This is a genomic window from Klebsiella sp. 141251 (assembly GCF_050600725.1).
GTDB lineage: Bacteria > Pseudomonadota > Gammaproteobacteria > Enterobacterales > Enterobacteriaceae > Klebsiella > Klebsiella aerogenes.
In genome coordinates, this window is sequence record NZ_JAQIRG010000010.1 from 79,560 (window position 1) to 103,793 (window position 24,234).

The window sequence follows — 24,234 nt, forward strand, 5'->3', positions numbered from 1 at the left end:
GCAACGAAAGTTGCCGTTTTTTTTGCCCCTCTCCCCATGGGAGTGGGCGGCAGGCTGTACAGTCCTACACGGTGAACCCCAACATCATCCCGGTATCTTCATGCTCCAGCAGATGACAGTGTGCCATATAGGCGAACTCCTTTGGCGCCTGATGATCGAACTTCACCAGCACTTCGCTCACCCCGCCCTCCACTCTTACCGTATCCTTCCAGCCGCGCCGATGCGCCGCCGGCGCCTGGCCATTTTCACTCAGAATACGGAATTGCGTGCCATGAATATGGAAAGGATGCAGCATCATGTCGCCCTTACCGGAGATCAGCCAGCGCTCGTACTGCCCCCTGGCCGCGGCAAACATCGGCACATTCATATCAAAGGCCTTGCCGTTGATGCGGTTGGCGTTATGGAAATCAAAACCCTTGTCTGATGAAGCGCCATGCCCCATGCCGCCGCCATGGTTCATATTCTTCATTTCACCATGATTCATATTTCCCATATTGTTCATGTCGCCATGCTCCATCATTCCATGATTCATACCGGACATCGCCTGGTCGCCATATTTCTTCATTAGCGCCTGCATACCCATCATGTCGAGCATAGGATCCATCGACAGCTGCAGCGTGCGCTGCGTCAGCCCCTCCAGTGACGGCAGCGCGGGTATCGCGGCCAAAGTATCGGGTAACTTACCGGAGGCCGGGATCAATAGCGGCTGTATACGGAGCACCGGCTGCGGCTTATCAAATGGCGCAATCGCCATCCCCATTTGGCTCACCGGCATCGTCAGGAGATCAAATGCCTTCCCGTCGCGGGTATCAATTAAAACCTCAAAGCGCTCGCCCATCAGCACCGGCAGTTCGCTCACTTTGACCGGTTCCGCCAACAGGCCGCCGTCGCTTGCTATTACGTACATTGGGCGGCGATCGCTGGTAGCGAAATTCAACGAGCGGGCATTACAGCCATTAAGTAGACGCAGGCGTAACCAACCGCGCGGCGGAGCGTGTTCGGGATACAGCGCGCCGTTCGTCAACAGGGTATCGCCAAACCAGCCAACGGCGGCGCTCATGATATCGAGCTGATAATCTATTTCGCCATTGGCATTGAATCTTTTGTCCTGCACGATCACCGGAACATCATCGATTCCCCACTGCTTCGGAAGCAGTAATTGCCCGCTTTCGACATCTTCAATCAGCACCAAACCCGCCAGCCCCATGGCAACCTGACGGCCGGTTTTACCATGCTGATGAGGATGGAACCAGCAGGTCGCCGCTCGCTGCGTCGGCGTAAAACTCACCGTCCTTGAGGCTCCTGCGGCGATGACGCCCTGCGGACCGCCATCGACTTCGCCTGGCACTTCCAGCCCGTGCCAGTGGACCGTGGTCTCCTCCGCCAGGCGGTTGTGAATATCTACCGTCACCGCTTCACCTTGCTTCAGCTTCAACGCGGGCCCGAGGAGGTTGCCGTTATAGCCCCAGGTCGTCGCAAGATGCGGGCCAAACTGCGTCTTTCCGGCTTGAATCGTCAGCTTAATGCGATTGCGCGCGTCAGCGGTCAATAAATCCGGAACCGGCAAAGCCGGACGGCCGGCAGCGAATACCGCACGGCTCCAGAGCGGTAAGGCGCTGACCGCGCCAAGCGCGGCGCCTAATTTGATAAACTCACGACGTTGCATTTTCACATCCTTTTATTCTGCTGGTGAATATTTAAGCTTAAACCCTCCCGCAACGGGAAGGTCAAGCAGAAGCTTGTGAATAAAGCTCTGCGTGGTGTAAAGAAGTATGCTAACTTTGATTGTCCGTGTTTCAATGGTAGAAAAAATGAAGACGTTTTTCAGAACAATGCTGTTTGGCAGCCTGCTCGCCCTCTCCGCCAATAGCTATGCATTAAGCGAGTCCGAAGCGGAAGATATGGCTGATTTAACGGCGGTATTTGTATTCCTGAAAAATGATTGCGGCTATCAAAATTTGCCAAATACGCAAATTCGCCGCGCGCTGGTCTTTTTTGCCCAGCAAAACCAATGGGACCTCAGCAACTACGATAGCTTTAATATGAAAGCATTAGGTGAGGACAGCTATCGCGATCTCAGCGGCATCAAAATCCCAACCGCCAAAAAGTGCAAAGCTCTGGCGCGTGACTCCCTTAGCCTGCTGGCCTATGTGAAGTAAACGTATCTGCAGCCGCCGCGATGCGGTTGCAGAATGCTATATTATTCTTTTCCCCTGTGATTCATTTACTATGAATTCATTGCGCGATACTTTTATTTCACATGCAGCTAATATGCTTTATATTCATTAATTAGACGACGGCTTAATTTATCAAAAAAAATCACATTCAGGAGAGAATAATTCAACTCATCGTTTATTGCAAAGACCTGCTGGCTAATTAAAATCGCCTGCAACCTCTCTTATTGCAATGGAATGACATTTTGAATATCTCACCTGTTTTTCGCTTACTTCCGTTCGCTGTTATCATGTTAGCTGGCTGCCAGGCGCATCGTCAGGCTAACGCTCCCATAACGCCACCAATCGCCATTGCCACCGACGCGCAACAGAATGAAAAGCTGCGACTAGCCGCTGAGCAGGAGCGACTTAATGCCTGTCGCCAGGCGTTGGATTCGTTAAAAGAAGTCAATCCGAAAGAAGCCTCAAGACTGGGTAGTGAATTCACCGCTCTGATAGGCGCGGCGTCGCAATATAACTCAGTGCGTACGAAAGTCGCCGATCCCACCCGTCAGGGCATAGATTCTATGTATCAATTTAAATCTATTAAGCTTTGCGCCGATATTGAAAAGTCGCTGATCGATAGCCTGGTCATGCGCGGCGATAATGCGGTGAAGTGACAGGCGCCATGATAAATCGCCTTAATATATTGACGCTGGCCTTCATTTTGCTGGCGTCCCTTTTTATTGCTTATGCGCAAGCGGATGACGATGCGCCTGCATTTCTCAACTATGTCCAGCAGCAGGAGAAAAAAGAGAAGAAAGAGATACCTCCGGCGCCGGAGGTCAGTAAACCAACCAGAGCCCGCGAGAACAACACTGCAGCGCTGCACAAAAAGCTGGCCGCGCAAAAAAGTCTCATCGCCGACAAAGATAAGATCATCCGCCAACTGCAGGAACAGCTGAAATCGCCACCTCCCGCCGCGATGCCAGCGCCGGTAGATAATGCAGCATTAAATAAAACCATCGCACAACTCCAGAGCCGGATCGCTGCTTTGGACACGGAAAACAAGCGGCTTGTGCAGCAAGTCGGTACCGTTCAGCAGGAAAAAGCCGACGGCGCGGATAATCTCAAACGCTCTGTCGCCGCTTTGCAGGAGCAAACGGTAAAGCTCAACGCGCTGGAGAGAGACAAGCAGGCCCTGAGCGATAAGCTGGCTGCGGCAATGGCGGAGCAGCAGAAACTGAGCACCGAACTCGCCGGCGTAAAAACCACCGCCGCCACGACAGCCAAATCACCCACGCTAAACCTCAGCAGCGCTCCACAGCAGCAGGCATATTCGGTTGGCGTGTCGATAGGGCAAGATGCGGTTAAAACGCTGTCCAGTCAGGCAGCGAAAGGGTTAAACCTGCAACAGGAAACCGTTCTTAAGGGGATTAACGATGTTTTTGCCGGTAAGCCGGCGCTGGATGACAAAGCACGCAATAAGGCGCTTTTCGACGTCTCACAGCGGTTATACAAAAACATTGATAAGCTTGAGCAGCAAACTCTCCGTGAAGGTAAAAAGTATCAGCAGCAATTTGCCGCGCAGAAAGGCGCAGTGCTTAAAGAAGGTATTTACAGCCGTATAGACTACCCCGGTAAAGGTAAGGTCGCTGATAACGATATCGTCACCGTCGTTATCAAAGAAAGCTTGATCGACGGTACCGTGATAAACGATATGGAAGCCGAAGATAAGGTCTGGACCCAGGCGCTAAGTCAATATCCCGAAACCTTCCGTGAACCGCTTAAACGTCTTAGTAACCATGGCGCCATCACTATTGTTGTTCCGCCGGAGCGGGCCTACGGCAGCAAAGGAATCCCCGGAAAAATTCCGCCTGGCGCGACGATGGTGTATAGCGTGCGAATTGTTGACGCCAGACCCAACAGCGACCAACAATCCAGAGCATCTGCGCCGAAAACCTCACGCTAAGCGAGAGTTCATCTAAACAATAGAAGGTTTACTATTCGCCATATCAATCTCTATCTATAGTTGGCTATGATGTGGTGCCCGCGTTGCGGGCGCGACAGAAGTTAACAAAGGAGGAGTAAGCCATGGCCGAGAGTAATCACTGGCATGAGACGCTGCACGACCATTTTGGTCAATATTTTACCGTTGATAACGTGCTGTACCATGAGAAGACCGATCATCAGGATTTAATCATCTTCGAAAATGCGGCATTTGGCCGCGTGATGGCGCTTGATGGCGTGGTGCAAACCACCGAGCGCGATGAGTTTATTTATCATGAAATGATGACCCACGTTCCGCTGCTGGCGCATGGTCACGCAAAGCACGTGCTGATCATCGGCGGCGGCGATGGCGCGATGCTGCGTGAAGTCTCCCGCCACCAACATATCGAAACCATTACCATGGTGGAAATCGACGCCGGGGTGGTCTCGTTCTGCCGTCAGTATCTACCAAACCATAATGCCGGCGCCTATGACGACCCGCGCTTTACGCTGGTGATTGATGACGGCGTGAACTTCGTCAACCAAACGTCACAAACCTTTGATGTCATTATCTCCGACTGTACCGACCCGATCGGCCCCGGTGAGAGCCTCTTTACTTCGGCATTTTATGCCGGTTGTAAACGTTGCCTGAATCCCGGCGGAATTTTCGTTGCCCAGAACGGCGTAAGCTTCCTGCAGCAGGATGAAGCGGTCGGCAGCCATCGCAAGCTCAGCCACTATTTCACCGATGTCAGCTTCTACCAGGCGGCGATCCCGACCTACTATGGCGGCATCATGACCTTTGCCTGGGCGACCGATAATGAAGCACTGCGTCATTTGTCGACGGAAATTATTCAGGCCCGCTTCCATAGCGCCGGGCTGAAATGCCGTTATTACAATCCGGCAATTCATACCGCGGCTTTCGCGCTACCGCAGTACCTGCTGGATGCGCTGACCGCCAGCTAACCTGAAACGAGGAGGTGAACCAAATTGAAAAAGCTTAAGCTGCACGGCTTCAACAACCTGACTAAAAGCCTGAGTTTTTGTATTTACGATATCTGCTACGCTAAAACCGCCGAAGAGCGCGATGGCTATATCGCCTATATTGATGAACTCTATAATGCCAATCGCCTGACGGAAATCCTCTCCGAGACCTGTTCAATCATTGGCGCTAATATACTCAACATCGCACGCCAGGATTATGAACCGCAGGGCGCAAGCGTCACCATTTTGGTTAGCGAAGAGCCTATCGACCCGCAGCTTATCGATCAGAGCGAGCATCCGGGTCCGCTGCCTGAGACCGTGGTCGCACATCTCGATAAAAGCCACATCTGCGTACATACCTATCCGGAAAGCCATCCGGAAGGCGGCCTGTGCACCTTCCGCGCCGATATTGAAGTCTCCACCTGTGGGGTGATTTCACCGCTGAAAGCGCTGAACTACCTGATTCACCAACTGGAATCCGATATCGTAACCATTGATTATCGCGTGCGTGGGTTCACTCGTGATATCAACGGCATGAAGCATTTTATCGATCATGAAATCAACTCAATTCAGAACTTCATGTCAGAAGATATGAAGTCGCTCTATGACATGGTGGACGTGAACGTCTATCAGGAAAATATGTTCCATACCAAAATGATGCTGAAAGAGTTCGATCTGAAGCACTACATGTTCCATACCAAACCGGAAGAGTTAAGCGAACAAGAGCGCAAGGTGATTACCGACCTGTTGTGGAAAGAGATGCGGGAAATTTATTACGCCCGCAATATACCTGCGGTGTAACATCTGAAATACCCGGCGGCGCTTTTGCCTGCCGGGCCTACGGTTCCGCGCCGCCCGGCACAAAACGAATCATTAACGCTGCTGCATAAATTCACGGTATGCGGCAACCACCTGCAGGAAATCCTCCACGCCGCAAAGAGAGAGGCTCTCTTCGTCGTAGTAGTTCATCCCCTCTTCCATTTCATCGCCGGAAAATTCCAGTTGGTTGGCGCGGATCATCACTTCTTCGCCATCCAGCCACAACGTATATTCATGGCCGGCCCGCTGCCAGGAACGTTCACTGCCTTTCACGGTGCGCGCTGCCTGTTCCACTTCATCCAGAAGAGCCAGGTTATCTTTCACCTCTTCGTTGAACCAGTGACCAATCGCCTCGTGGTCCATCGACATTCGCACCTTTACCACACCGGTAATATCGCGCAGAAATTCGTAATCCATAATCTTTTCCTCTGCAAGGGCAATGCGTCACCGCTGCACTGTACCCATAACCTAATTATCGCAGCAGACAGGAAGAAAAAAAGCGCAACGGGTGGGAGGTTTAAAAATAAAAATGCCCGCTGATGCAATGTTCAGCGGGCATTGGAGAGTTTGTAGCCAAACGGTCAGCCAGGCTGACCGAACGGATTACACAGCGGTCTGGAAAATCACGCCGTCAGCTTTTTCAGTGTACTGATCCAGCTGGTTGAAGTTGAGGTAGCGATAGGTATCTTCCGCGGTCTTATCAACCTGCGCCACGAAGGTCTGGTACTCTTCCGGCGTCGGCAGTTTGCCCAGCAGAGAAGCAACCGCAGCCAGCTCAGCAGAGGCCAGATAAACGTTGGCGCCGGTACCTAAACGGTTCGGGAAGTTACGGGTAGAGGTCGACACGACCGTCGCGCCGTCAGCCACGCGCGCCTGGTTGCCCATACACAGGGAACAGCCAGGGATTTCGATACGCGCGCCGCTCTTACCAAACACGCTGTAGTAGCCTTCTTCAGTCAACTGCGCGGCATCCATACGGGTTGGCGGCGCCACCCACAGGCGAGTCGGCAGTTGGCCTTTGTGGCTGTCCAGCAGTTTACCGGCAGCACGGAAGTGGCCAATGTTGGTCATGCAGGAACCGATAAACACTTCGTCGATCTTCTCACCCTGCACGTCCGACAGCAGACGCGCATCGTCCGGATCGTTCGGCGCGCACAGAATAGGCTCTTTGATATCCGCCAGATCGATGTCGATCACTGCCGCGTATTCCGCATCAGCGTCGGCTTCCAGCAGCTGCGGATCCGCCAGCCATTTTTCCATGCCCTGGATACGGCGCTCCAGCGTACGGCGATCGCCGTAACCTTCCGCGATCATCCACTTCAGCAGGACGATGTTGGAGTTCAGATACTCAACGATCGGCTCTTTGTTCAGCTTGATGGTACAACCAGCAGCAGAACGCTCAGCGGAAGCATCGGTCAGTTCAAATGCCTGCTCGACTTTCAGATCCGGCAGACCTTCGATTTCAAGGATGCGGCCAGAGAAGATGTTTTTCTTACCTTTCTTCTCAACGGTCAGCAGGCCCTGCTTAATGGCATACAGCGGGATGGCGTGAACCAGGTCGCGCAGGGTAATACCCGGCTGCATTTTACCTTTGAAGCGCACCAGTACTGATTCCGGCATATCCAGCGGCATCACGCCGGTCGCGGCGGCGAAGGCCACCAGACCAGAACCCGCCGGGAAGGAGATACCGATTGGGAAACGGGTATGGGAGTCGCCGCCGGTACCTACGGTATCAGGCAGCAGCATACGGTTCAGCCAGGAGTGGATAACGCCATCGCCCGGACGCAGTGAAACACCGCCGCGGTTCATGATGAAGTCCGGCAGAGTGTGGTGCGTGGTGACGTCAACCGGCTTCGGATAAGCCGCAGTGTGGCAGAAGGACTGCATCACCAGGTCCGCGGAGAAGCCCAGGCACGCCAGGTCTTTCAGCTCATCGCGGGTCATTGGACCGGTGGTGTCCTGAGAACCGACGGAGGTCATTTTCGGCTCGCAATAAGCGCCCGGACGGATACCGGCAACGCCGCAGGCGCGGCCAACCATTTTCTGCGCCAGAGAGAAGCCGCGGTTGCTTTCCGCCACATCTTTCGCATGACGGAAAACGTCGCTGTGCGGCAGCCCCAGCGCTTCGCGCGCTTTGGTCGTCAGGCCGCGACCGATGATCAGCGGAATACGGCCGCCGGCGCGCACTTCGTCGATCAGTACATCGGTTTTCAGTTCAAAGCTTGCCAACAGCTCGTTGGTTTCGTGGTTACGCACTTCACCTTTGAACGGGTAAACGTCAATGACGTCGCCCATGTTGAGGTTGCTCACGTCCACTTCAATAGGCAGCGCGCCCGCATCTTCCATGGTATTGAAGAAGATAGGCGCAATTTTGCCGCCCAGGCACAGGCCGCCGCCGCGCTTGTTCGGTACGTTCGGGATATCGTCGCCCATGAACCACAGCACCGAGTTGGTGGCGGATTTACGCGAAGAACCGGTACCAACAACGTCGCCAACGTAGGCCAGCGGGAAGCCTTTCTGCTGCAGCGCTTCAATTTGTTTAATCGGGCCGACCGCGCCCGGCTGATCCGGCTCAATTCCTTCGCGAGCGTTTTTCAGCATCGCCAGAGCGTGCAGTGGGATATCCGGACGGGACCAGGCATCAGGTGCCGGAGACAAGTCATCGGTATTGGTTTCGCCGGTAACTTTGAAGACGGTAACGGTGATTTTTTCCGCCAGTTGCGGACGGTTCAGGAACCACTCGGCATCAGCCCAGGATTGCATAACCTGTTTAGCGTACTCATTACCCGCTTTGGCTTTCTCTTCTACGTCATAGAAGTTATCGAACATCAGCAGGGTATGGGACAGCGCTTTCGCGGCAATCGGCGCCAGTTTGGCATCGTCCAGCGCTTCAATCAGGGGGTGAATATTGTAACCGCCCTGCATGGTGCCCAGCAGTTCAACGGCTTTTTCAGGGGTAACCAGTGGGGAGGTCGCTTCGCCTTTGGCGATAGCGGCAAGGAATCCGGCTTTAACATAGGCGGCTTCATCGACGCCCGGCGGTACACGGTTGGTAAGCAGATCTAACAGGAATTCATCTTCACCCGCTGGCGGGTTTTTCAGCAGTTCTACCAGCGCGGCCATTTGGGTTGCGTCTAAGGGTTTGGCAACAATCCCCATGGCGGCACGCTCAGCTACGTGCTTACGGTATTCTTCTAGCACGACGGTTCTCCTCGCTCTCATTGTAAAATGCGGTCGGCGATTTTCTTCACGCTCCTGTGAGACAGCAGTTTGTAGGGTAAATGCCCGATACCGCGAGGGCAGCATAGCAGGATTTTTGAAGGGTGTTAATCTGTTTACAAAAAAGCAACATTAAAATTTAGCTGAATCGTTAAGGGCAGGATATTGCAGGCTTTCTGTTCAAATGCTGGTAGATAAATTTATTTCTGTTACAGATTTAATGTCAGGATCCCAACAAAAATCAAAAAAAACAATATCGTCTTCATATACTCCCCTAACGTACCGTTTTCGCCGATACTTTAGCGAGATGGGTAACATTTCTGTGTCAGGAGCTTCCATGTCACTACCGTTCAAACCCCATATTATCGCCCTGCTCTGCAGCGCAGGCTTACTCGCAGCGGCAGGAACGCTCTATGTTAAAAGTCGTACCCCAGAGACTATCGCGGAAGCGCCGGTGACGGCACAGCCCACAACGGTACCCGCGCCGGCGTCCCCGACTGCGCCGGCGGCGGGACAAGCGGTCACAGCCACCTACACACAGGCTCAAATCGACCAATGGGTCGCGCCAATCGCGCTCTATCCGGACAGTTTACTCTCGCAGGTACTGATGGCCTCCACCTATCCGGACAACGTTATGCAGGCGGTACAGTGGTCGCAGGATAACCCGTCGATGAAAGGCGACGCGGCCGTTCAGGCCGTTGCCAGCCAGCCGTGGGATCCGAGCGTCAAATCCCTCGTCGCCTTTCCCGCCCTGCTGGCAATGATGGGCGAAAACCCGCCGTGGGTGGAAAACCTTGGCGACGCATTTTTAGCCCAACCCCACGACGTCATGGACTCCGTACAGCGCCTGCGCGCCATTGCCCAGCAAACCGGGACATTAAAATCCACGCCGCAACAGAAAGTAACCGTCATGGCCGCGGCGCCAGCCTCTTCGAGGTCATCGAATAGCAGCGCGGTATCAACCTCGACAACCTCAACGGCTTCGCCTGCGCCTTCGCAGATCATCAAAATTGAACCGACCAACCCGCAAGTGGTATACGTTCCAAGCTATAACCCTTCGACCGTCTACGGCAGTTGGCCGAATAGCGCCTATCCCCCGGTCTATCTGCCGCCGCCTCCCGGAGAGCAGTTCACCGATAGCTTTGTCAAAGGTTTTGGCTACAGTCTTGGCGTCGCCACCACCTGGGCGCTCTTCAGCAGCATCGACTGGGATGATGATGACCATCATCATGATGACGATTACCATCACGGCGGTTACCAGCACAATGGCGATAACATCAATATTAATGTGAATAATTTCAACCACATTACCGGGCAGAACCTACCGGGTAACCGCGTTAACTGGCAGCACAACCCCGCCTATCGCGGCAACGTGCCTTATCCGAATAATAATGTCGCCCAGCGCTATCATCAGACCAATGTGCCCGGCGGACTCAGCGCGACCCAACACGCGCCGGTCGATCGCAACGCTCAACGGCAAGCGGCGATGACGCAGCTTCAGCATCCCAACGCGCCAGCAGCCAGCGCAGGCAAGCTGGCTCCCACTAGCGCCTCGCGCGATGCGCAGCGTCAGGCGGCCTCTCAACAATTGAAGCAGGCCACCCAGCGCAGCAGCTACCGTGGCTACGACAGCACCCCGACGCCTGCCAAACAGCAGCGTCGCGAAGCGGCGAAAACGCAGTTGCAACACCCAACGCCGCAGCAGCAACAGCATCGCGAGGCCGTGAAGAGCCACGTGCAAAATCCTACGCCTCAGCAACAACAGCGCCGTCAGCAGATTCACTCCGCGACGCCGGCCCAGCGTCAGCAAGCGGTAAGCACGGCCCGCGCCAATGCCTTAAGCGGCAACGAAAGTCGCTCCCCCTCCTGGCAATCGCAGCAGGCGCGCGGGCTGCAAAGCCGTAATATTTCCGGCTTGAGTAGCGAACAGCGCGGCGCCGCCAGAGAGCGCCTTTCCGAACACCATGAATTGCGTCGTCGCTGAGGATGAGCAGATGAGAAAACCATTACAGATCGCCCTATTAACGCTAATGCTGTCGCCGCTCGCCGCCTTCGCCCAGCAACAGTTTCCCACGCCGGAGAAAGCCGCAAGCGCGCTGGCCGATGCGCTCAATCATCGTGATAAAGTCGCGCTCAATAATCTGCTCGGCGATAACTGGCAGCAGTTTTTACCCACCGATGGTATTGATCCCAATGCCGTCGACCGCTTTCAGCGCGACTGGCAGGTGAAACACGTCATTGTGCAGCAGGGTAATAACGCCTGGCTTGATGTCGGCAGTGAAGCGTGGCGATTGCCAATTCCGATTGTCAAAGATGAACAGGGCTGGCGATTTGATATGGCGGCCGGGGAAGATGAAATTCTCACACGCGCCATCGGCCGCAACGAACTGTCGGCAATTGCCGCCATGCACGCCTACGTTGATGCCCAGCAGGATTACTATCAAATGAATCATCGCTGGGCGCAAAAAATCATCAGCAGCGAAGGCAAAAAAGATGGTCTGTACTGGCCAACCTCACCGGGCGAAACGCCAAGCCCGCTGGGGCCGGCCTTTAGCCCGACGGAGCCCGGCGCCGGTTATCATGGCTACCGTTTCCGCATTATCGCCGATAACGATAGCCAAGGCGTCGCCTTACTGGCATGGCCGGTAGAGTGGGGAGAAACCGGGGTGATGAGCTTTATGATCGATCAGAACGATAAGGTCTGGCAGGCGAACCTGGGCGAAGAGAGCGCGACGAAAGCGCAGGCAATTACGCATTTTGCCCCCGATTCAGCGGCGGGATGGCAGCCGGTCAATCAATAAAAAAATGCCCGGTTGCGCAATAGCAACCGGGCACTCTCTGGTGCTTAGCCCTGGTGCGGCATCAGCTCCGGATAACCGGCAAAAGCAGGTTTCTGACTGGTCAGCGCCGCTTCATCCGAGCTGATGCTCCCGGAATTCGCCGCCCACACCCCTTCATTCGTCTTCGTCACCAACTGATGCTGCGCATTCAGATCCTGACCCATCGCCGCAATATGGGTACTTTCGGTACCGCCGCTGTTCGCCGCCCATGGAATTGTCGCATCAGTCGCGCAGGCCATACCGGATACTAACGTCGTGGCTAACAGCGCCGTGGTCAATAAGCGTTTCATCTCACACCTCAGATACATAATTAACTGCCTATTAGTTTACTGAGTGACTATTTTCAAAGTATGTATGAGGTGTAGCGGTTTGTGAACAGGGACATAGTTCTAAACATTAGCGATAAAAAAAGCGGCTCTTAGAGCCGCTTACGCATTTTTAGCTGAAAGAAAAAGTTACTTTTTCTTCGCTTTCGCGTTTGGCAGGTCGGTAATGCTACCTTCGAAGACTTCTGCCGCCAGGCCAACGGACTCGTGCAGAGTCGGGTGAGCGTGGATAGTCAGCGCGATGTCTTCCGCGTCGCAGCCCATTTCGATAGCCAGACCGATTTCACCCAGCAGCTCGCCGCCGTTGGTGCCGACAATCGCGCCGCCGATAACACGGTGGGTCTCTTTGTCGAAGATCAGTTTGGTCATACCGTCTGCGCAGTCGGAAGCGATAGCACGGCCGGAAGCAGCCCACGGGAAGGTGGCGGTTTCGTAGCTGATGCCTTTCTCTTTCGCTTCTTTCTCAGTCAGGCCAACCCATGCCACTTCTGGCTCGGTGTAGGCGATAGACGGGATCACTTTCGGATCGAAGTAGTGTTTCAGGCCGGAGATAACTTCTGCGGCAACGTGACCTTCGTGTACACCTTTGTGCGCCAGCATCGGCTGACCGACGATATCGCCGATAGCAAAGATGTGCGGCACGTTGGTGCGCATTTGTTTGTCAACGCGAATGAAGCCGCGATCGTCAACTTCCACGCCGGCTTTGCCTGCGTCGAGGTTTTTACCGTTCGGCACGCGGCCGATAGCTACCAGCACCGCGTCGTAACGCTGCGCTTCCGCCGGGGCTTTTTTGCCTTCCATGGAAACGTAAATACCGTCTTCTTTTGCTTCAACGGCAGTCACTTTGGTTTCCAGCATCAGGTTGAATTTCTTGCTGATACGCTTGGTGAAGACTTTAACCACGTCTTTGTCGGCAGCCGGGATAACCTGGTCGAACATTTCAACCACGTCAATCTCTGAACCCAGCGCATGGTATACGGTACCCATTTCCAGACCGATGATACCGCCGCCCATAACCAGCATGCGTTTCGGTACAGATTTCAGTTCCAGAGCGTCGGTGGAATCCCAAACGCGCGGATCTTCATGCGGGATAAACGGCAGCTGAATCGGACGGGAGCCCGCCGCGATGATCGCGTTGTCGAAGTTAATCACGGTTTTGCCGTTTTCGCCTTCAACTTCCAGGGTGTTAGCGCCGGTGAATTTACCCAGACCGTTAACCACCTTCACTTTACGACCTTTGGCCATGCCAGCCAGACCACCGGTCAGCTGAGTGATGACTTTTTCTTTCCAGGTGCGGATCTTGTCAATGTCGGTTTTCGGTTCGCCGAAAACGATGCCGTGTTCGGCCAGCGCTTTCGCTTCTTCGATAACTTTTGCAACGTGCAGCAGTGCTTTAGAAGGGATACAACCCACGTTCAGGCAAACGCCGCCCAGCGAGCTGTAACGTTCTACGATGACGGTTTCCAGACCTAAATCAGCGCAACGGAAGGCTGCAGAGTAGCCTGCAGGACCTGCCCCAAGTACCACGACCTGAGTTTTGATTTCAGTACTCATCATGACCTCTGTAATTTATATCCGGCGGGTCTGACGCTTTTATTATTACGCCCAAGTCCACCGGGACGTTCTATCCGCGTGTATTTTACAAAATTGTTAACAATTTTTAAACAACAAACGGCAAACGATTTTGTCCTTTGTTGCTGATAATCCCCAACAGCCTGAGGTTATCAGAAAAAAGCCGGCCGTCAGGCCGGCTTTTTCGCTTACATCACCAGGCGGCGAATGTCGCTCAAGGTGTTGTTAATGATGGTAATGAAGCGGGCACCATCAGCACCGTCGATGACGCGGTGGTCGAAGGACAGAGAGATCGGCATCATCAGACGCGGAACGAACTCTTTACCATTCCATACCGGCTCCATCGCGGACTTAGACACGCCCAGGATGGCCACTTCCGGCGCGTTAACAATCGGCGCGAAGTGGGTAGTACCCAGGCCGCCGATGCTGGAGATGGTGAAGCAACCGCCCTGCATTTCGCCAGCAGTCAGCTTGCCATCGCGCGCTTTCTTCGAGATGGTGGTCAGCTCGCGAGACAGCTCGGTGATGCTCTTCTTGTTCACGTCTTTAAAGACCGGAACCACCAGACCGTTCGGAGTATCTACCGCCACACCGATGTTGATGTATTTCTTCAGCGTCAGGCGCTGACCGTCTTCGGACAGCGAGCTGTTGAAGCGCGGCATCTGCTCAAGCGCAGCGGCAACGGCTTTCATGATGAAGACCACTGGGGTGAATTTCACGTCCAGTTTGCGCTTCTCAGCTTCGGCATTCTGCTGCTTACGGAACGCTTCCAGATCGGTGATATCGGTTTTGTCGAAGTGCGTAACGTGCGGGATCATCACCCAGTTACGGCTCAGGTTAGCACCAGAGATTTTCTGGATACGACCCAGTTCCACTTCTTCGATTTCGCCAAACTTGCTGAAGTCAACTTTCGGCCATGGCAGCATGCCCGGCAGACCGCCGCCTGCGGCAGCAGCCGGTGCGGATTCAGCGCGTTTAACCGCTTCTTTCACGTAAGCCTGAACGTCTTCGCGCAGGATACGACCTTTACGGCCAGTCCCTTTCACTTTCGCCAGGTTTACGCCGAACTCGCGCGCCAGGCGGCGAATCAGCGGAGTCGCGTGAACGTAAGCTTCGTTTTCAGCGAATTCGGTTTTACCTTCTGCTTTCGCAGCCGGCGCGGCAGCTTTCTGAGCCGGTGCAGGTGCAGCAGCCGGTGCCGGTGCCGCAGCCTGAGCCGGAGCAGCAGCAGGCGCAGCGCCTTCCACTTCGAAGACCATGATCAGAGAGCCGGTAGACACTTTATCGCCGGTGCTGATTTTGATCTCTTTAACGGTACCCGCGAACGGCGCCGGAACTTCCATAGAAGCTTTGTCGCCTTCGACGGTGATCAGTGACTGCTCAGCAGCAACTTTATCGCCGACTTTTACCATCACTTCGGTGACTTCAACTTCGTCGCCGCCGATATCCGGTACGTTAACATCTTTCACGCCAGCCGCAGCAGCCGGTGCCGCTGCAGCCGGAGCGGCAGCCTGTGCCGGAGCGGCTGCAGGCGCAGCGCCCGCCACTTCGAAGATCATGATCAAGGAGCCGGTGGACACTTTGTCGCCGGTGTTGATTTTGATCTCTTTAACGGTACCCGCGAACGGCGCCGGAACTTCCATAGAAGCTTTGTCGCCTTCGACGGTGATCAGGGATTGCTCAGCGGCGATGGTGTCGCCCACTTTAACCATGATCTCGGTGACTTCAACTTCATCGCCGCCGATATCCGGTACGTGAACTTCTTTCGCTGCGCTTGCCGCCGGCGCTGCTGCCGGTGCCGGAGCAGCTGCTTTCTCTTCCTGCGCAGGTGCAGCGGCTGCTGCACCCTCGGCGGAATCGAAAATCATGATCAGTTTGCCAGTCTCGGTTTTGTCGCCGACAGAGACTTTAATCTCTTTCACGACGCCAGCCTGCGGAGACGGAACTTCCATAGAGGCCTTGTCGCCTTCTACGGTGATCAGCGACTGTTCAGCTTCCACTTTGTCGCCAACTTTGACCAGGATCTCGGTGATTTCAACTTCATCAGCCCCGATGTCCGGTACTTTGATTTCGATAGCCATTATTCTCTTACCTCTTACGCCAGACGCGGGTTAACTTTTTCTGCATCGATGTCGAATTTAGCAATGGCGTCAGCCACAACTTTCTTATCGATTTCACCACGTTTAGCCAGTTCGCCCAGCGCCGCAACGACCACGTAGGAAGCATCGACTTCGAAGTGGTGACGCAGGTTTTCACGGCTGTCGGAACGACCGAAGCCATCGGTACCCAGTACGCGGTAGTCATCAGCCGGTACGTAAGTACGAACCTGCTCGGCGAACAGTTTCATATAGTCAGTGGATGCCACAGCCGGAGCGTCGTTCATCACCTGAGCGATGTACGGTACGCGCGGAGTTTCCAGCGGGTGCAGCATGTTCCAGCGTTCGCAATCCTGGCCATCACGCGCCAGTTCGGTGAAGGAAGTGACGCTATACACGTCAGAACCCACGCCGTAGTCTTTCGCCAGGATCTGCGCTGCTTCACGAACGTGACGCAGGATAGAACCGGAGCCCAGCAGCTGAACTTTACCTTTGCTACCTTCGAGGGTTTCGAGTTTGTAGATACCTTTACGGATACCTTCCTCGGCGCCTTCCGGCATGGCCGGCATGTGGTAGTTTTCGTTCAGCGTAGTGATGTAGTAGTAAACGTTCTCTTGCGCTTCGCCGTACATACGAACCAGACCGTCATGCATGATGACAGCGACTTCGTACGCGTAAGACGGGTCGTAGGAGATGCAGTTCGGGATAGTCAGCGACTGAATGTGGCTGTGACCATCTTCGTGCTGCAGACCTTCGCCGTTAAGCGTAGTACGACCGGAAGTCCCGCCGATCAGGAAGCCGCGAGCCTGCTGATCGCCAGCCGCCCAGCACAGATCGCCGATACGCTGGAAGCCGAACATCGAGTAGTAGATGTAGAACGGAATCATCGGCAGGTCGTTGGTGCTGTAGGAGGTCGCAGCAGCCAGCCAGGATGCGCCTGCGCCCAGCTCGTTAATACCTTCCTGCAGAATCTGGCCTTTCTCGTCTTCTTTGTAGTATGCAACCTGCTCACGGTCCTGCGGGGTGTACTGCTGGCCGTTCGGGCTGTAGATACCGATTTGACGGAACAGACCTTCCATACCGAAAGTACGCGCTTCATCGGCGATGATCGGCACCAGACGATCTTTGATCGACTTGTTCTTCAGCATCACGTTCAGGGCGCGAACGAAAGCGATAGTGGTAGAGATTTCTTTGTTTTGCTCTTCCAGCAGCGCGCTGAAGTCGGCCAGGGTCGGCAGCTCCAGTTTCTCAGTGAATTTCGGCTGACGAGTCGGCAGGTAGCCGTTCAGCTTTTCACGTTGAGCATGCAGGTAAGTGTGCTCTTCGGAACCTTCCGGGAAGGTCACGTACGGCAGTTTTTCGATATCGGCATCAGCCACCGGCACGTTGAAACGATCGCGGACGTAGCGAACGCCGTCCATGTTCATTTTCTTAACCTGGTGCGCGATGTTTTTACCTTCCGCGGTGTCGCCCATACCATAACCTTTAATGGTATGCGCCAGAATCACGGTCGGCTGGCCTTTGGTTTCCTGCGCTTTTTTCAGTGCAGCGTAGACTTTCTTCGGATCGTGACCGCCACGGTTCAGGGCCCAGATCTGCTCGTCAGTCCAGTCGGCAACCAGCGCGGCGGTTTCCGGATATTTACCGAAGAAGTGCTCACGAACGTAGGCGCCGTCTTTGGATTTGAAGGTCTGGTAGTCGCCGTCAACGGTTTCGTTCATCAGCTGAATCAGCTTACCGCTGGTGTCTTTACGCAGCAGCTCATCCCAACGACCGCCCCAGATAACCTTGATAACGTTCCAGCCAGCACCACCGAAGATGCCTTCCAGTTCGTTAATGATTTTACCGTTACCGGTGACCGGGCCGTCCAGACGCTGCAGGTTGCAGTTGATGACGAAGACCAGGTTATCCAGTTTTTCACGGGTCGCGATGGTGATAGCGCCTTTAGATTCCGGCTCATCCATCTCGCCATCGCCCAGGAAGGCGTAAACAGTTTGCGCAGAGGTGTCTTTCAGACCACGGTGTTCCAGATATTTCAGGAATTTAGCCTGATAGATAGCGCCCAACGGCCCCAGACCCATCGATACGGTCGGGAACTGCCAGAATTCCGGCATCAGTTTCGGGTGCGGATAAGAGGACAGACCATTACCGTGAACTTCCTGACGGAAGTTGTTCATCTGCTCTTCAGTCAGACGACCTTCCAGGAAGGCACGTGCATAGACGCCCGGAGAGATGTGGCCCTGGAAGTAAACCAGGTCGCCGCCGTCTTTCTCAGTGCGCGCACGGAAGAAGTGGTTGAAGCAGACTTCGTAGAAGGTAGCGGAAGACTGGTAGGATGCCATGTGGCCACCCAGTTCCAGATCTTTCTTCGATGCGCGCAGAACGGTCATGATGGCGTTCCAACGGATCGCTGAACGAATACGGCGTTCCAGCTCCAGATTGCCCGGGTATTCCGGTTCATCTTCAACGGCAATAGTGTTGACGTAATTATGCGCTGCCGCACCGGCCGCTACTTTCACGCCGCCTTTGCGGGCCTCAGAAAGAAGCTGGTCGATCAGATACTGAGCACGCTCAACACCTTCTTCACGGATGACCGATTCGATCGCCTGTTGCCAGTCGCGAGTTTCGATCGGATCCACGTCATTCTGGAAACGTTCTGACATGGGGGTATTCCTTATCTATCTAATCGTTGATTTAACTGGAACCTGTCCCATTGAACTCTTTAGTGTTTCACTCTGATGAACAACCAAAAATTCAATAAGACAGGTTCTGCGTTTAGTTGCCGCGCTCTAAAAAATGGCGCTTAAGAACCGGAGTTCTCGTCCTTTCGTTGCTGTAAACGACGCAATGAACGTTCTCTACGACTCTGTTCACGGCTACGATCCAGCAAAATTTCCTCAATGAACGCCAGGTGACGGTGCGACGCCTCACGCGCCTGCTCCGGCTCCCCGGCCATTATCGCCTCGAAAATGCGAGTACGATGGTTGCTGACCAACGGGAGCATTTCCCGGCGGGCATACAGCAATTCAAAGTTCTGACGAACGTTCTGTGCCAGCATCGGCTCCATACACCTTAGCAGATGGAGCAACACCACATTGTGCGCCGCTTCGGTGACGGCGATTTGGTACTGGACGACAGCGCCGGATTCGGCGTCGAGGTCGCCGGACTGTTGGGCCCGCTCAATGGCTTGATGCAGTTCGCGAATACGGTCACGATCTTCATCATTGCTGCGCAGCGCCGCGTAATAAGCCGCGATGCCTTCCAGCGCGTGACGGGTTTCCAGCAAATCGAATTGGGATTCAGGGTGGTCGGACAGGAGCTCGACCAACGGGTCGCTAAAGCTCTGCCACAGGCTGCTTTGTACAAAGGTTCCACCGCCCTGGCGACGAAGCAACAGGCCCTTGGCTTCGAGGCGTTGAATCGCCTCACGGAGCGAGGGACGGGAAACGTCGAACTGTTTTGCCAGTTCGCGTTCAGGCGGGAGTTTTTCACCGGGGCGCAACGTCCCCTCAAGAATCAGAAACTCCAGCTGCTGCTCTATCACATCAGAAAGTTTTGGTTGGCGGATCTTGCTGTAGGCCATATTCCCTGTCTCTGCCATTCGCCCGGAGTCAATTGGTCTTACCAATTTAAAGTTCGTAGCGCTAAAGTAACAAAGTATTCACCTCCTGTCCATACAGGTTTTGATTGAAATCAGTAAACCTGGCCTTTTTTAACAACCTTACAGAAATAACGTTTCAGAAATGTAACCTTGCACAAAACTTACATTTACCCAGCAAGGGGTAGCATTAACTTTATATAAACGAAAAATTACGCTTTCTGAACCGATTCAAGAAGCAAAAAAGTGCATTTATAAACCAATAAAGTGAATAGATAACCAATTAAGGGTAGCGGCGGCGGTGGTAAGAAAAAATGACAAACGGTGTCTTTTTGTTCGTTCCGTCATCATCCCTTCATAAAGCAGGTGCATTCGCACGCCCTTACCATTATTCTTCATCAGGCGAAAGATCTTTGAGGGAATTTCCGCTTTGCTTTCCGTAAAGAAATCAATACAAAAATGGAATTTCATAATTACACAAACACAACAATGTGTGCGTTGCGTCACTCGGGTAAAAACTGGCCTCAAACGCCTTGAAATTAGCTAACTATGCTATTTGGCAGAGACGGACAGCAAAGCAGCAACCTGAAGGATGAAGCGTATAAACATAATAACCACACACGAGGTTTCATGATGGAAGGTCAACAGCATGGCGATCGACTCAAGCGCGGCTTGAAGAACCGCCATATACAGCTCATTGCGCTAGGAGGCGCTATCGGTACGGGCTTATTCCTGGGTAGTGCGTCAGTGATTCAATCTGCAGGTCCTGGTATTATTCTCGGCTATGCTATCGCCGGGTTTATCGCCTTCCTGATCATGCGTCAACTCGGCGAAATGGTCGTCGAAGAACCGGTAGCCGGTTCATTCAGCCATTTTGCGTATAAGTACTGGGGCGGCTTTGCAGGCTTTGCCTCCGGCTGGAACTATTGGGTGCTGTATGTGCTTGTCGCCATGGCGGAGCTGACTGCCGTCGGCAAATATATCCAGTTCTGGTGGCCGGAAATCCCTACCTGGGCTTCGGCAGCAGTCTTCTTCATCGCCATTAACGCCATTAACCTGACCAACGTAAAAGTGTTCGGCGAAATGGAATTCTGGTTCGCGATTATTAAAGTCGTCGCGGTAGTGGCCATGATTCTGTTCGGCGCCTGGCTGCTGTTCAGCGGCAACGGCGGCCCGCAGGCGACGGTCAGTAACCTGTGGGATCAGGGCGGTTTCCTGCCGCACGGCTTCACCGGGCTGGTAATGATGATGGCGATCATTATGTTTTCCTTCGGCGGCCTGGAACTGGTGGGTATCACCGCGGCGGAAGCGGACAACCCGGAAAAGAGCATCCCGAAAGCCACCAACCAGGTTATCTACCGTATCCTTATTTTCTATGTAGGCTCCCTGGCCGTGCTGCTCTCACTGCTGCCGTGGACGCGCGTCACCGCCGATACCAGCCCGTTCGTCCTGATCTTCCACGAACTCGGCGACACGCTGGTGGCAAACGCCCTCAACATCGTAGTGCTGACCGCCGCGCTCTCGGTTTACAACAGCTGCGTATACTGTAACAGCCGTATGCTGTTCGGCCTGGCGCAGCAGGGTAATGCGCCGAAAGCGCTGCTGACCCTCGATAAACGCGGCGTACCGGTCAACACCATTATGGTATCCGCCGTAGTCACCGCGCTGTGCGTGCTGATCAACTACCTGGCGCCGGAATCGGCGTTCGGACTGCTGATGGCGCTGGTTGTCTCCGCGCTAGTGATTAACTGGGCGATGATTAGCCTCGCGCACATCAAATTCCGTCGCGCCAAGCAGCAGGAAGGCGTGAAAACACGTTTCCCGGCGCTGTTCTACCCGTTGGGTAACTGGGTATGCCTGCTGTTTATGGTCGCGGTACTGGCCATCATGCTGATGACCCCGGGGATGGCGATTTCGGTGTGGCTGATACCGGTATGGATTGCTGTTCTCGGCGTTGGCTATCTGTTTAAACAGAAAAGCGCCGGCGTCGTAAAAGCACAATAATACATCTCGTCACGCCGTGTCCGTCCTTTAGCGACGGGCACGGCGCATTGTTATCTGCTTCACACTTTCCTTCCTGTAACAGTTTTATCCATATCGATGACGGATTACTGCAACGTAATTCCCGACGCTAAGACCAATAATTCTCTCCAGACTGCAATGGAGAGTTCCAGGATGACAGGCAATAAACTTTCGCTGAAAGAAAAGATTGGCTACGGGATGGGCGATGCCGGATGTAACATTATCTTTGGCGCCATCATGTTGTTCGTTAACTATTTTTATACGGATATTTTTGGTCTTGCCCCGGCGCTGGTTGGGGTGTTGCTGCTTTCGGTGCGCGTCATCGACGCCGTCACCGACCCGATCATGGGGGCGATGGCCGACCGCACTCGCAGTAAATATGGCCGCTTTCGCCCATGGCTGCTGTGGATGGCCTTCCCCTACGCCCTGTTCAGCGTGCTGATGTTCACCACCCCGGAATGGACCTACAACAGCAAGGTTATCTATGCCTTCGTCACCTACTTCCTGCTGTCGATAACCTATACCGCGATTAACATCCCCTACTGCTCTTTGGGGACGGTGATGACATCCGACCCGCAAGAACGTGTCGCCTGCCAGTCATACCGCTTTGTGCTGGTCGGTATCGCGACGCTTCTGCTCTCGCTGACTCTGCTGCCTATGGCGGAGTGGTTCGGCGGCGCTGATAAAGCCAAAGGTTATCAAATGGCGATGACCGTATTGGCGTTCATCGGCATGTGTATGTTTTTGTTCTGCTTCGCCACCGTACGCGAGCGCATCCGCCCGGCGGTCCAAACCAACGACGAGCTGAAAAAAGATCTCAAGGACGTGTGGAAAAACGACCAGTGGGTTCGCATTTTGCTCTTAACCCTGTGCAACGTTTGCCCCGGCTTTATCCGCATGGCCGCCACCATGTACTACGTCACCTGGGTGATGGGGCAAACTACCCACTTCGCCACCCTGTTTATCAGCCTTGGCGTCGTCGGCATGATGATCGGCAGCATGCTGGCGAAAGTGCTGACTGACCGCTGGTGTAAACTGCAGGTCTTTTTCTGGACCAACATTGTACTGGCGGTCTTCTCCTGCGCATTCTACTTCTTTAATCCGCATGCCACGACGCTGATTCTGGCACTCTACTTCCTGCTCAATATCCTGCATCAAATCCCGTCGCCGCTGCACTGGTCGCTGATGTCCGACGTTGATGACTACGGCGAGTGGAAAACCGGTAAACGGATCACCGGCATCAGCTTCTCCGGCAATCTGTTCTTCCTGAAAGTGGGGCTGGCGGTCGCCGGGGCCATGGTGGGTTTCCTGCTGTCGTGGTACGGCTACGATGCCGGCGCGAAGCAGCAAAGCGCCTCGGCGCTAAACGGTATCGTGCTGCTGTTCTCTGTGATCCCCGGCGTTGGCTACCTGATTACCGCAGGCGTCGTACGCCTGCTGAAAGTTGACCGCAATCTGATGCGCCAAATCCAGAGCGATCTGGAAAAACGCCGCAGTAACTACAGCGAACTGAATGAACTCCAGGAATTGAAAACCAGTGAACACGTAAGGAAAGCCTGATGAACAACTGGCCTAACCCCTTTATTGAACAACGCGCGGACCCTTTTATCCTGCGCCATAAAGACCACTACTATTTTATTGCCTCCGTACCGGAATACGATCGGCTGGAGATCCGCCGCGCCGCCACGCTGGAAGGCCTGCGTGAAGCCGAGCCGGTGACCGTCTGGCGCAAGCCGCAAAGCGGGCCCATGAGCCAGCTGATCTGGGCGCCGGAGCTCCACCACATCGACGGCAAGTGGTATATCTATTTCGCCGCCGCCCCGACCCATGACCTCGACGCCGAGGGGATGTTCCAGCACCGGATGTTCGCCCTTGAGTGTACCGACAGCGATCCGCTCAGCGGCCGCTGGCAGGAAAAAGGACAAATCGTCACCCCGTTCGATACCTTCGCCCTCGACGCCACCACTTTCTGCCATCAAGGGAAACGCTGGTATTTATGGGCGCAGAAAGACCCGCAGATCGCCGGCAATACCAATCTCTATCTGGCGGAGCTGGAAAACCCGTGGACGCTAAAAGGCGCGCCGCTCATGCTGAGCAAGCCGGAGTTCGCCTGGGAATGCCGGGGATTTATGGTCAATGAGGGACCTGCGGTGCTGGTACACGGCGATAAGCTGTTTATCAGCTATTCCGCCAGCGCGACCGATGAAAACTACTGCATGGGATTATTATGGATCGACCGTGAAGCCGACCCGCTGGTGGCTGAAAACTGGCATAAATCCCCACAGCCGGTATTTCGTACCAGCTATGAAAACCGCCAGTATGGTCCCGGCCATAATAGCTTTACGCAAACGCCGGAGGGGGAAGATGTGCTGGTATACCACGCGCGCAACTACACCGAAATCGAAGGCGACCCGCTGTACGATCCTAACCGTCACACCCGGCTAAAGCTGGTACGCTGGCAAGAAAACGGGATGCCCGATTTCGGCATCCCGCCTGCTGACACGCTGTAGAGAATGAACAGCAAGCCGTCCGGGATCCAACGCCAGCGCTGGGATTTTCCCTGCTTGCGCTGCGCTTAGCAGGGCTACCGCTTCTGGCTTACCGGGCCGCGGACCG

18 protein-coding genes are annotated in these 24,234 nt (G+C 54.4%); 10 read left to right on the forward strand and 8 right to left on the reverse strand.

The window, feature by feature from the left end; translation table 11 throughout:
• Nucleotides 1-64: 64 nt before the first annotated feature.
• A complete protein-coding gene (gene cueO, locus PGR09_RS20535) occupies nucleotides 65-1,666 on the reverse strand; it encodes a multicopper oxidase CueO (RefSeq protein WP_430916470.1) in 1,602 nt (533 codons plus the stop codon).
• A 145-nt stretch (nucleotides 1,667-1,811) separates the two neighbouring features.
• Here cueO and PGR09_RS20540 point away from each other — a divergent pair, with 145 nt between their 5' ends.
• From PGR09_RS20540 to speD, 5 genes are all read left to right on the forward strand, one after another.
• The gene (locus PGR09_RS20540) at nucleotides 1,812-2,159 is read left to right on the forward strand and encodes a YacC family pilotin-like protein (protein ID WP_015704423.1); all 348 of its coding nucleotides are present in this window, start codon (nucleotides 1,812-1,814) and stop codon (nucleotides 2,157-2,159) included.
• Between the two features lie 260 nt (nucleotides 2,160-2,419).
• Entirely contained in the window at nucleotides 2,420-2,833 is a 414-nt protein-coding gene (locus tag PGR09_RS20545) for a hypothetical protein (RefSeq protein WP_047078130.1), read from the forward strand.
• Between the two features lie 8 nt (nucleotides 2,834-2,841).
• Nucleotides 2,842-4,125, forward strand: a complete 1,284-nt coding sequence (locus tag PGR09_RS20550; protein ID WP_430916471.1) for an FKBP-type peptidyl-prolyl cis-trans isomerase — start codon at nucleotides 2,842-2,844, stop codon at nucleotides 4,123-4,125.
• A gap of 122 nt (nucleotides 4,126-4,247) precedes the next feature.
• Nucleotides 4,248-5,108, forward strand: coding sequence for a polyamine aminopropyltransferase (gene speE / locus PGR09_RS20555; RefSeq protein WP_045390062.1), 861 nt, complete (start codon nucleotides 4,248-4,250; stop codon nucleotides 5,106-5,108).
• 24 nt (nucleotides 5,109-5,132) lie between these two features.
• Nucleotides 5,133-5,927 (forward strand): adenosylmethionine decarboxylase, encoded by a 795-nt coding sequence (gene speD, locus PGR09_RS20560; protein ID WP_015368213.1) that lies wholly within the window; start codon nucleotides 5,133-5,135, stop codon nucleotides 5,925-5,927.
• A gap of 72 nt (nucleotides 5,928-5,999) precedes the next feature.
• Here speD and yacL read toward each other — a convergent pair whose 3' ends face one another.
• Both yacL and acnB read right to left on the reverse strand, forming a co-directional pair.
• Nucleotides 6,000-6,362, reverse strand: coding sequence for a protein YacL (gene yacL / locus PGR09_RS20565; protein WP_015368214.1), 363 nt, complete (start codon nucleotides 6,360-6,362; stop codon nucleotides 6,000-6,002).
• Between the two features lie 186 nt (nucleotides 6,363-6,548).
• The gene (gene acnB, locus PGR09_RS20570) at nucleotides 6,549-9,146 is read right to left on the reverse strand and encodes a bifunctional aconitate hydratase 2/2-methylisocitrate dehydratase (protein WP_072201386.1); all 2,598 of its coding nucleotides are present in this window, start codon (nucleotides 9,144-9,146) and stop codon (nucleotides 6,549-6,551) included.
• 355 nt (nucleotides 9,147-9,501) lie between these two features.
• On the opposite strand from acnB, the gene PGR09_RS20575 reads away from it, so the two are divergent.
• Together PGR09_RS20575 and PGR09_RS20580 are read left to right on the forward strand one after the other, a co-directional pair.
• A complete protein-coding gene (locus PGR09_RS20575; RefSeq protein ID WP_430916472.1) occupies nucleotides 9,502-11,148 on the forward strand; it encodes a DUF3300 domain-containing protein in 1,647 nt (548 codons plus the stop codon).
• A gap of 10 nt (nucleotides 11,149-11,158) precedes the next feature.
• Nucleotides 11,159-11,965 (forward strand): DUF2950 family protein, encoded by an 807-nt coding sequence (locus tag PGR09_RS20580; RefSeq protein WP_430916473.1) that lies wholly within the window; start codon nucleotides 11,159-11,161, stop codon nucleotides 11,963-11,965.
• A gap of 44 nt (nucleotides 11,966-12,009) precedes the next feature.
• Here the strand turns inward: PGR09_RS20580 and PGR09_RS20585 are convergent, their stop codons facing one another.
• The 5 genes from PGR09_RS20585 to pdhR all read right to left on the reverse strand — a co-directional run bounded on the left by PGR09_RS20585 (nucleotide 12,010) and on the right by pdhR (nucleotide 19,581).
• Nucleotides 12,010-12,294 carry a hypothetical protein gene (locus tag PGR09_RS20585; RefSeq protein ID WP_430916474.1) on the reverse strand — a complete coding sequence of 95 codons (285 nt, stop codon included), beginning with the start codon at nucleotides 12,292-12,294 and terminating at the stop codon, nucleotides 12,010-12,012.
• 165 nt (nucleotides 12,295-12,459) lie between these two features.
• A complete protein-coding gene (gene lpdA / locus PGR09_RS20590) occupies nucleotides 12,460-13,884 on the reverse strand; it encodes a dihydrolipoyl dehydrogenase (RefSeq protein WP_015368220.1) in 1,425 nt (474 codons plus the stop codon).
• A 206-nt stretch (nucleotides 13,885-14,090) separates the two neighbouring features.
• A complete protein-coding gene (aceF, locus tag PGR09_RS20595; protein WP_045376505.1) occupies nucleotides 14,091-15,983 on the reverse strand; it encodes a pyruvate dehydrogenase complex dihydrolipoyllysine-residue acetyltransferase in 1,893 nt (630 codons plus the stop codon).
• Nucleotides 15,984-15,997: 14 nt separating this feature from the next.
• Nucleotides 15,998-18,661: a pyruvate dehydrogenase (acetyl-transferring), homodimeric type gene (gene aceE / locus PGR09_RS20600; protein WP_015368222.1), complete on the reverse strand. Its 2,664-nt coding sequence runs from the start codon at nucleotides 18,659-18,661 to the stop codon at nucleotides 15,998-16,000.
• A gap of 140 nt (nucleotides 18,662-18,801) precedes the next feature.
• Nucleotides 18,802-19,581 carry a pyruvate dehydrogenase complex transcriptional repressor PdhR gene (pdhR, locus tag PGR09_RS20605; protein ID WP_015368223.1) on the reverse strand — a complete coding sequence of 260 codons (780 nt, stop codon included), beginning with the start codon at nucleotides 19,579-19,581 and terminating at the stop codon, nucleotides 18,802-18,804.
• A 645-nt stretch (nucleotides 19,582-20,226) separates the two neighbouring features.
• Between pdhR and aroP the strand changes: the two genes are divergently transcribed.
• The 3 genes from aroP (at nucleotide 20,227) to PGR09_RS20620 (ending at nucleotide 24,128) form a co-directional block, all read left to right on the forward strand.
• Nucleotides 20,227-21,600, forward strand: a complete 1,374-nt coding sequence (gene aroP, locus PGR09_RS20610; protein ID WP_161801884.1) for an aromatic amino acid transporter AroP — start codon at nucleotides 20,227-20,229, stop codon at nucleotides 21,598-21,600.
• Nucleotides 21,601-21,771: 171 nt separating this feature from the next.
• Complete coding sequence (locus PGR09_RS20615) at nucleotides 21,772-23,178, forward strand: glycoside-pentoside-hexuronide (GPH):cation symporter (protein WP_015704413.1); 1,407 nt, start codon at nucleotides 21,772-21,774, stop codon at nucleotides 23,176-23,178.
• Nucleotides 23,178-24,128 carry a glycoside hydrolase family 43 protein gene (locus PGR09_RS20620; protein ID WP_047042665.1) on the forward strand — a complete coding sequence of 317 codons (951 nt, stop codon included), beginning with the start codon at nucleotides 23,178-23,180 and terminating at the stop codon, nucleotides 24,126-24,128. The genes PGR09_RS20615 and PGR09_RS20620 overlap by 1 nt, the downstream gene beginning before the upstream one ends.
• Nucleotides 24,129-24,234 lie beyond the last annotated feature (106 nt).

What these genes read in the sequence shown, in the direction of transcription:
- cueO (WP_430916470.1), bottom strand. Translation starts at nt 1,666, where the DNA reads ATGCAACGTCGTGAGTTTATCAAATTAGGCGCCGCGCTTGGCGCGGTC.
- PGR09_RS20540 (WP_015704423.1), top strand. Translation starts at nt 1,812, where the DNA reads ATGAAGACGTTTTTCAGAACAATGCTGTTTGGCAGCCTGCTCGCCCTC.
- PGR09_RS20550 (WP_430916471.1), top strand. Translation starts at nt 2,842, where the DNA reads ATGATAAATCGCCTTAATATATTGACGCTGGCCTTCATTTTGCTGGCG.
- speE (WP_045390062.1), top strand. Translation starts at nt 4,248, where the DNA reads ATGGCCGAGAGTAATCACTGGCATGAGACGCTGCACGACCATTTTGGT.
- yacL (WP_015368214.1), bottom strand. Translation starts at nt 6,362, where the DNA reads ATGGATTACGAATTTCTGCGCGATATTACCGGTGTGGTAAAGGTGCGA.
- PGR09_RS20575 (WP_430916472.1), top strand. Translation starts at nt 9,502, where the DNA reads ATGTCACTACCGTTCAAACCCCATATTATCGCCCTGCTCTGCAGCGCA.
- PGR09_RS20580 (WP_430916473.1), top strand. Translation starts at nt 11,159, where the DNA reads ATGAGAAAACCATTACAGATCGCCCTATTAACGCTAATGCTGTCGCCG.
- PGR09_RS20585 (WP_430916474.1), bottom strand. Translation starts at nt 12,294, where the DNA reads ATGAAACGCTTATTGACCACGGCGCTGTTAGCCACGACGTTAGTATCC.
- lpdA (WP_015368220.1), bottom strand. Translation starts at nt 13,884, where the DNA reads ATGAGTACTGAAATCAAAACTCAGGTCGTGGTACTTGGGGCAGGTCCT.
- aceF (WP_045376505.1), bottom strand. Translation starts at nt 15,983, where the DNA reads ATGGCTATCGAAATCAAAGTACCGGACATCGGGGCTGATGAAGTTGAA.
- aceE (WP_015368222.1), bottom strand. Translation starts at nt 18,661, where the DNA reads ATGTCAGAACGTTTCCAGAATGACGTGGATCCGATCGAAACTCGCGAC.
- pdhR (WP_015368223.1), bottom strand. Translation starts at nt 19,581, where the DNA reads ATGGCCTACAGCAAGATCCGCCAACCAAAACTTTCTGATGTGATAGAG.
- aroP (WP_161801884.1), top strand. Translation starts at nt 20,227, where the DNA reads ATGATGGAAGGTCAACAGCATGGCGATCGACTCAAGCGCGGCTTGAAG.
- PGR09_RS20615 (WP_015704413.1), top strand. Translation starts at nt 21,772, where the DNA reads ATGACAGGCAATAAACTTTCGCTGAAAGAAAAGATTGGCTACGGGATG.
- PGR09_RS20620 (WP_047042665.1), top strand. Translation starts at nt 23,178, where the DNA reads ATGAACAACTGGCCTAACCCCTTTATTGAACAACGCGCGGACCCTTTT.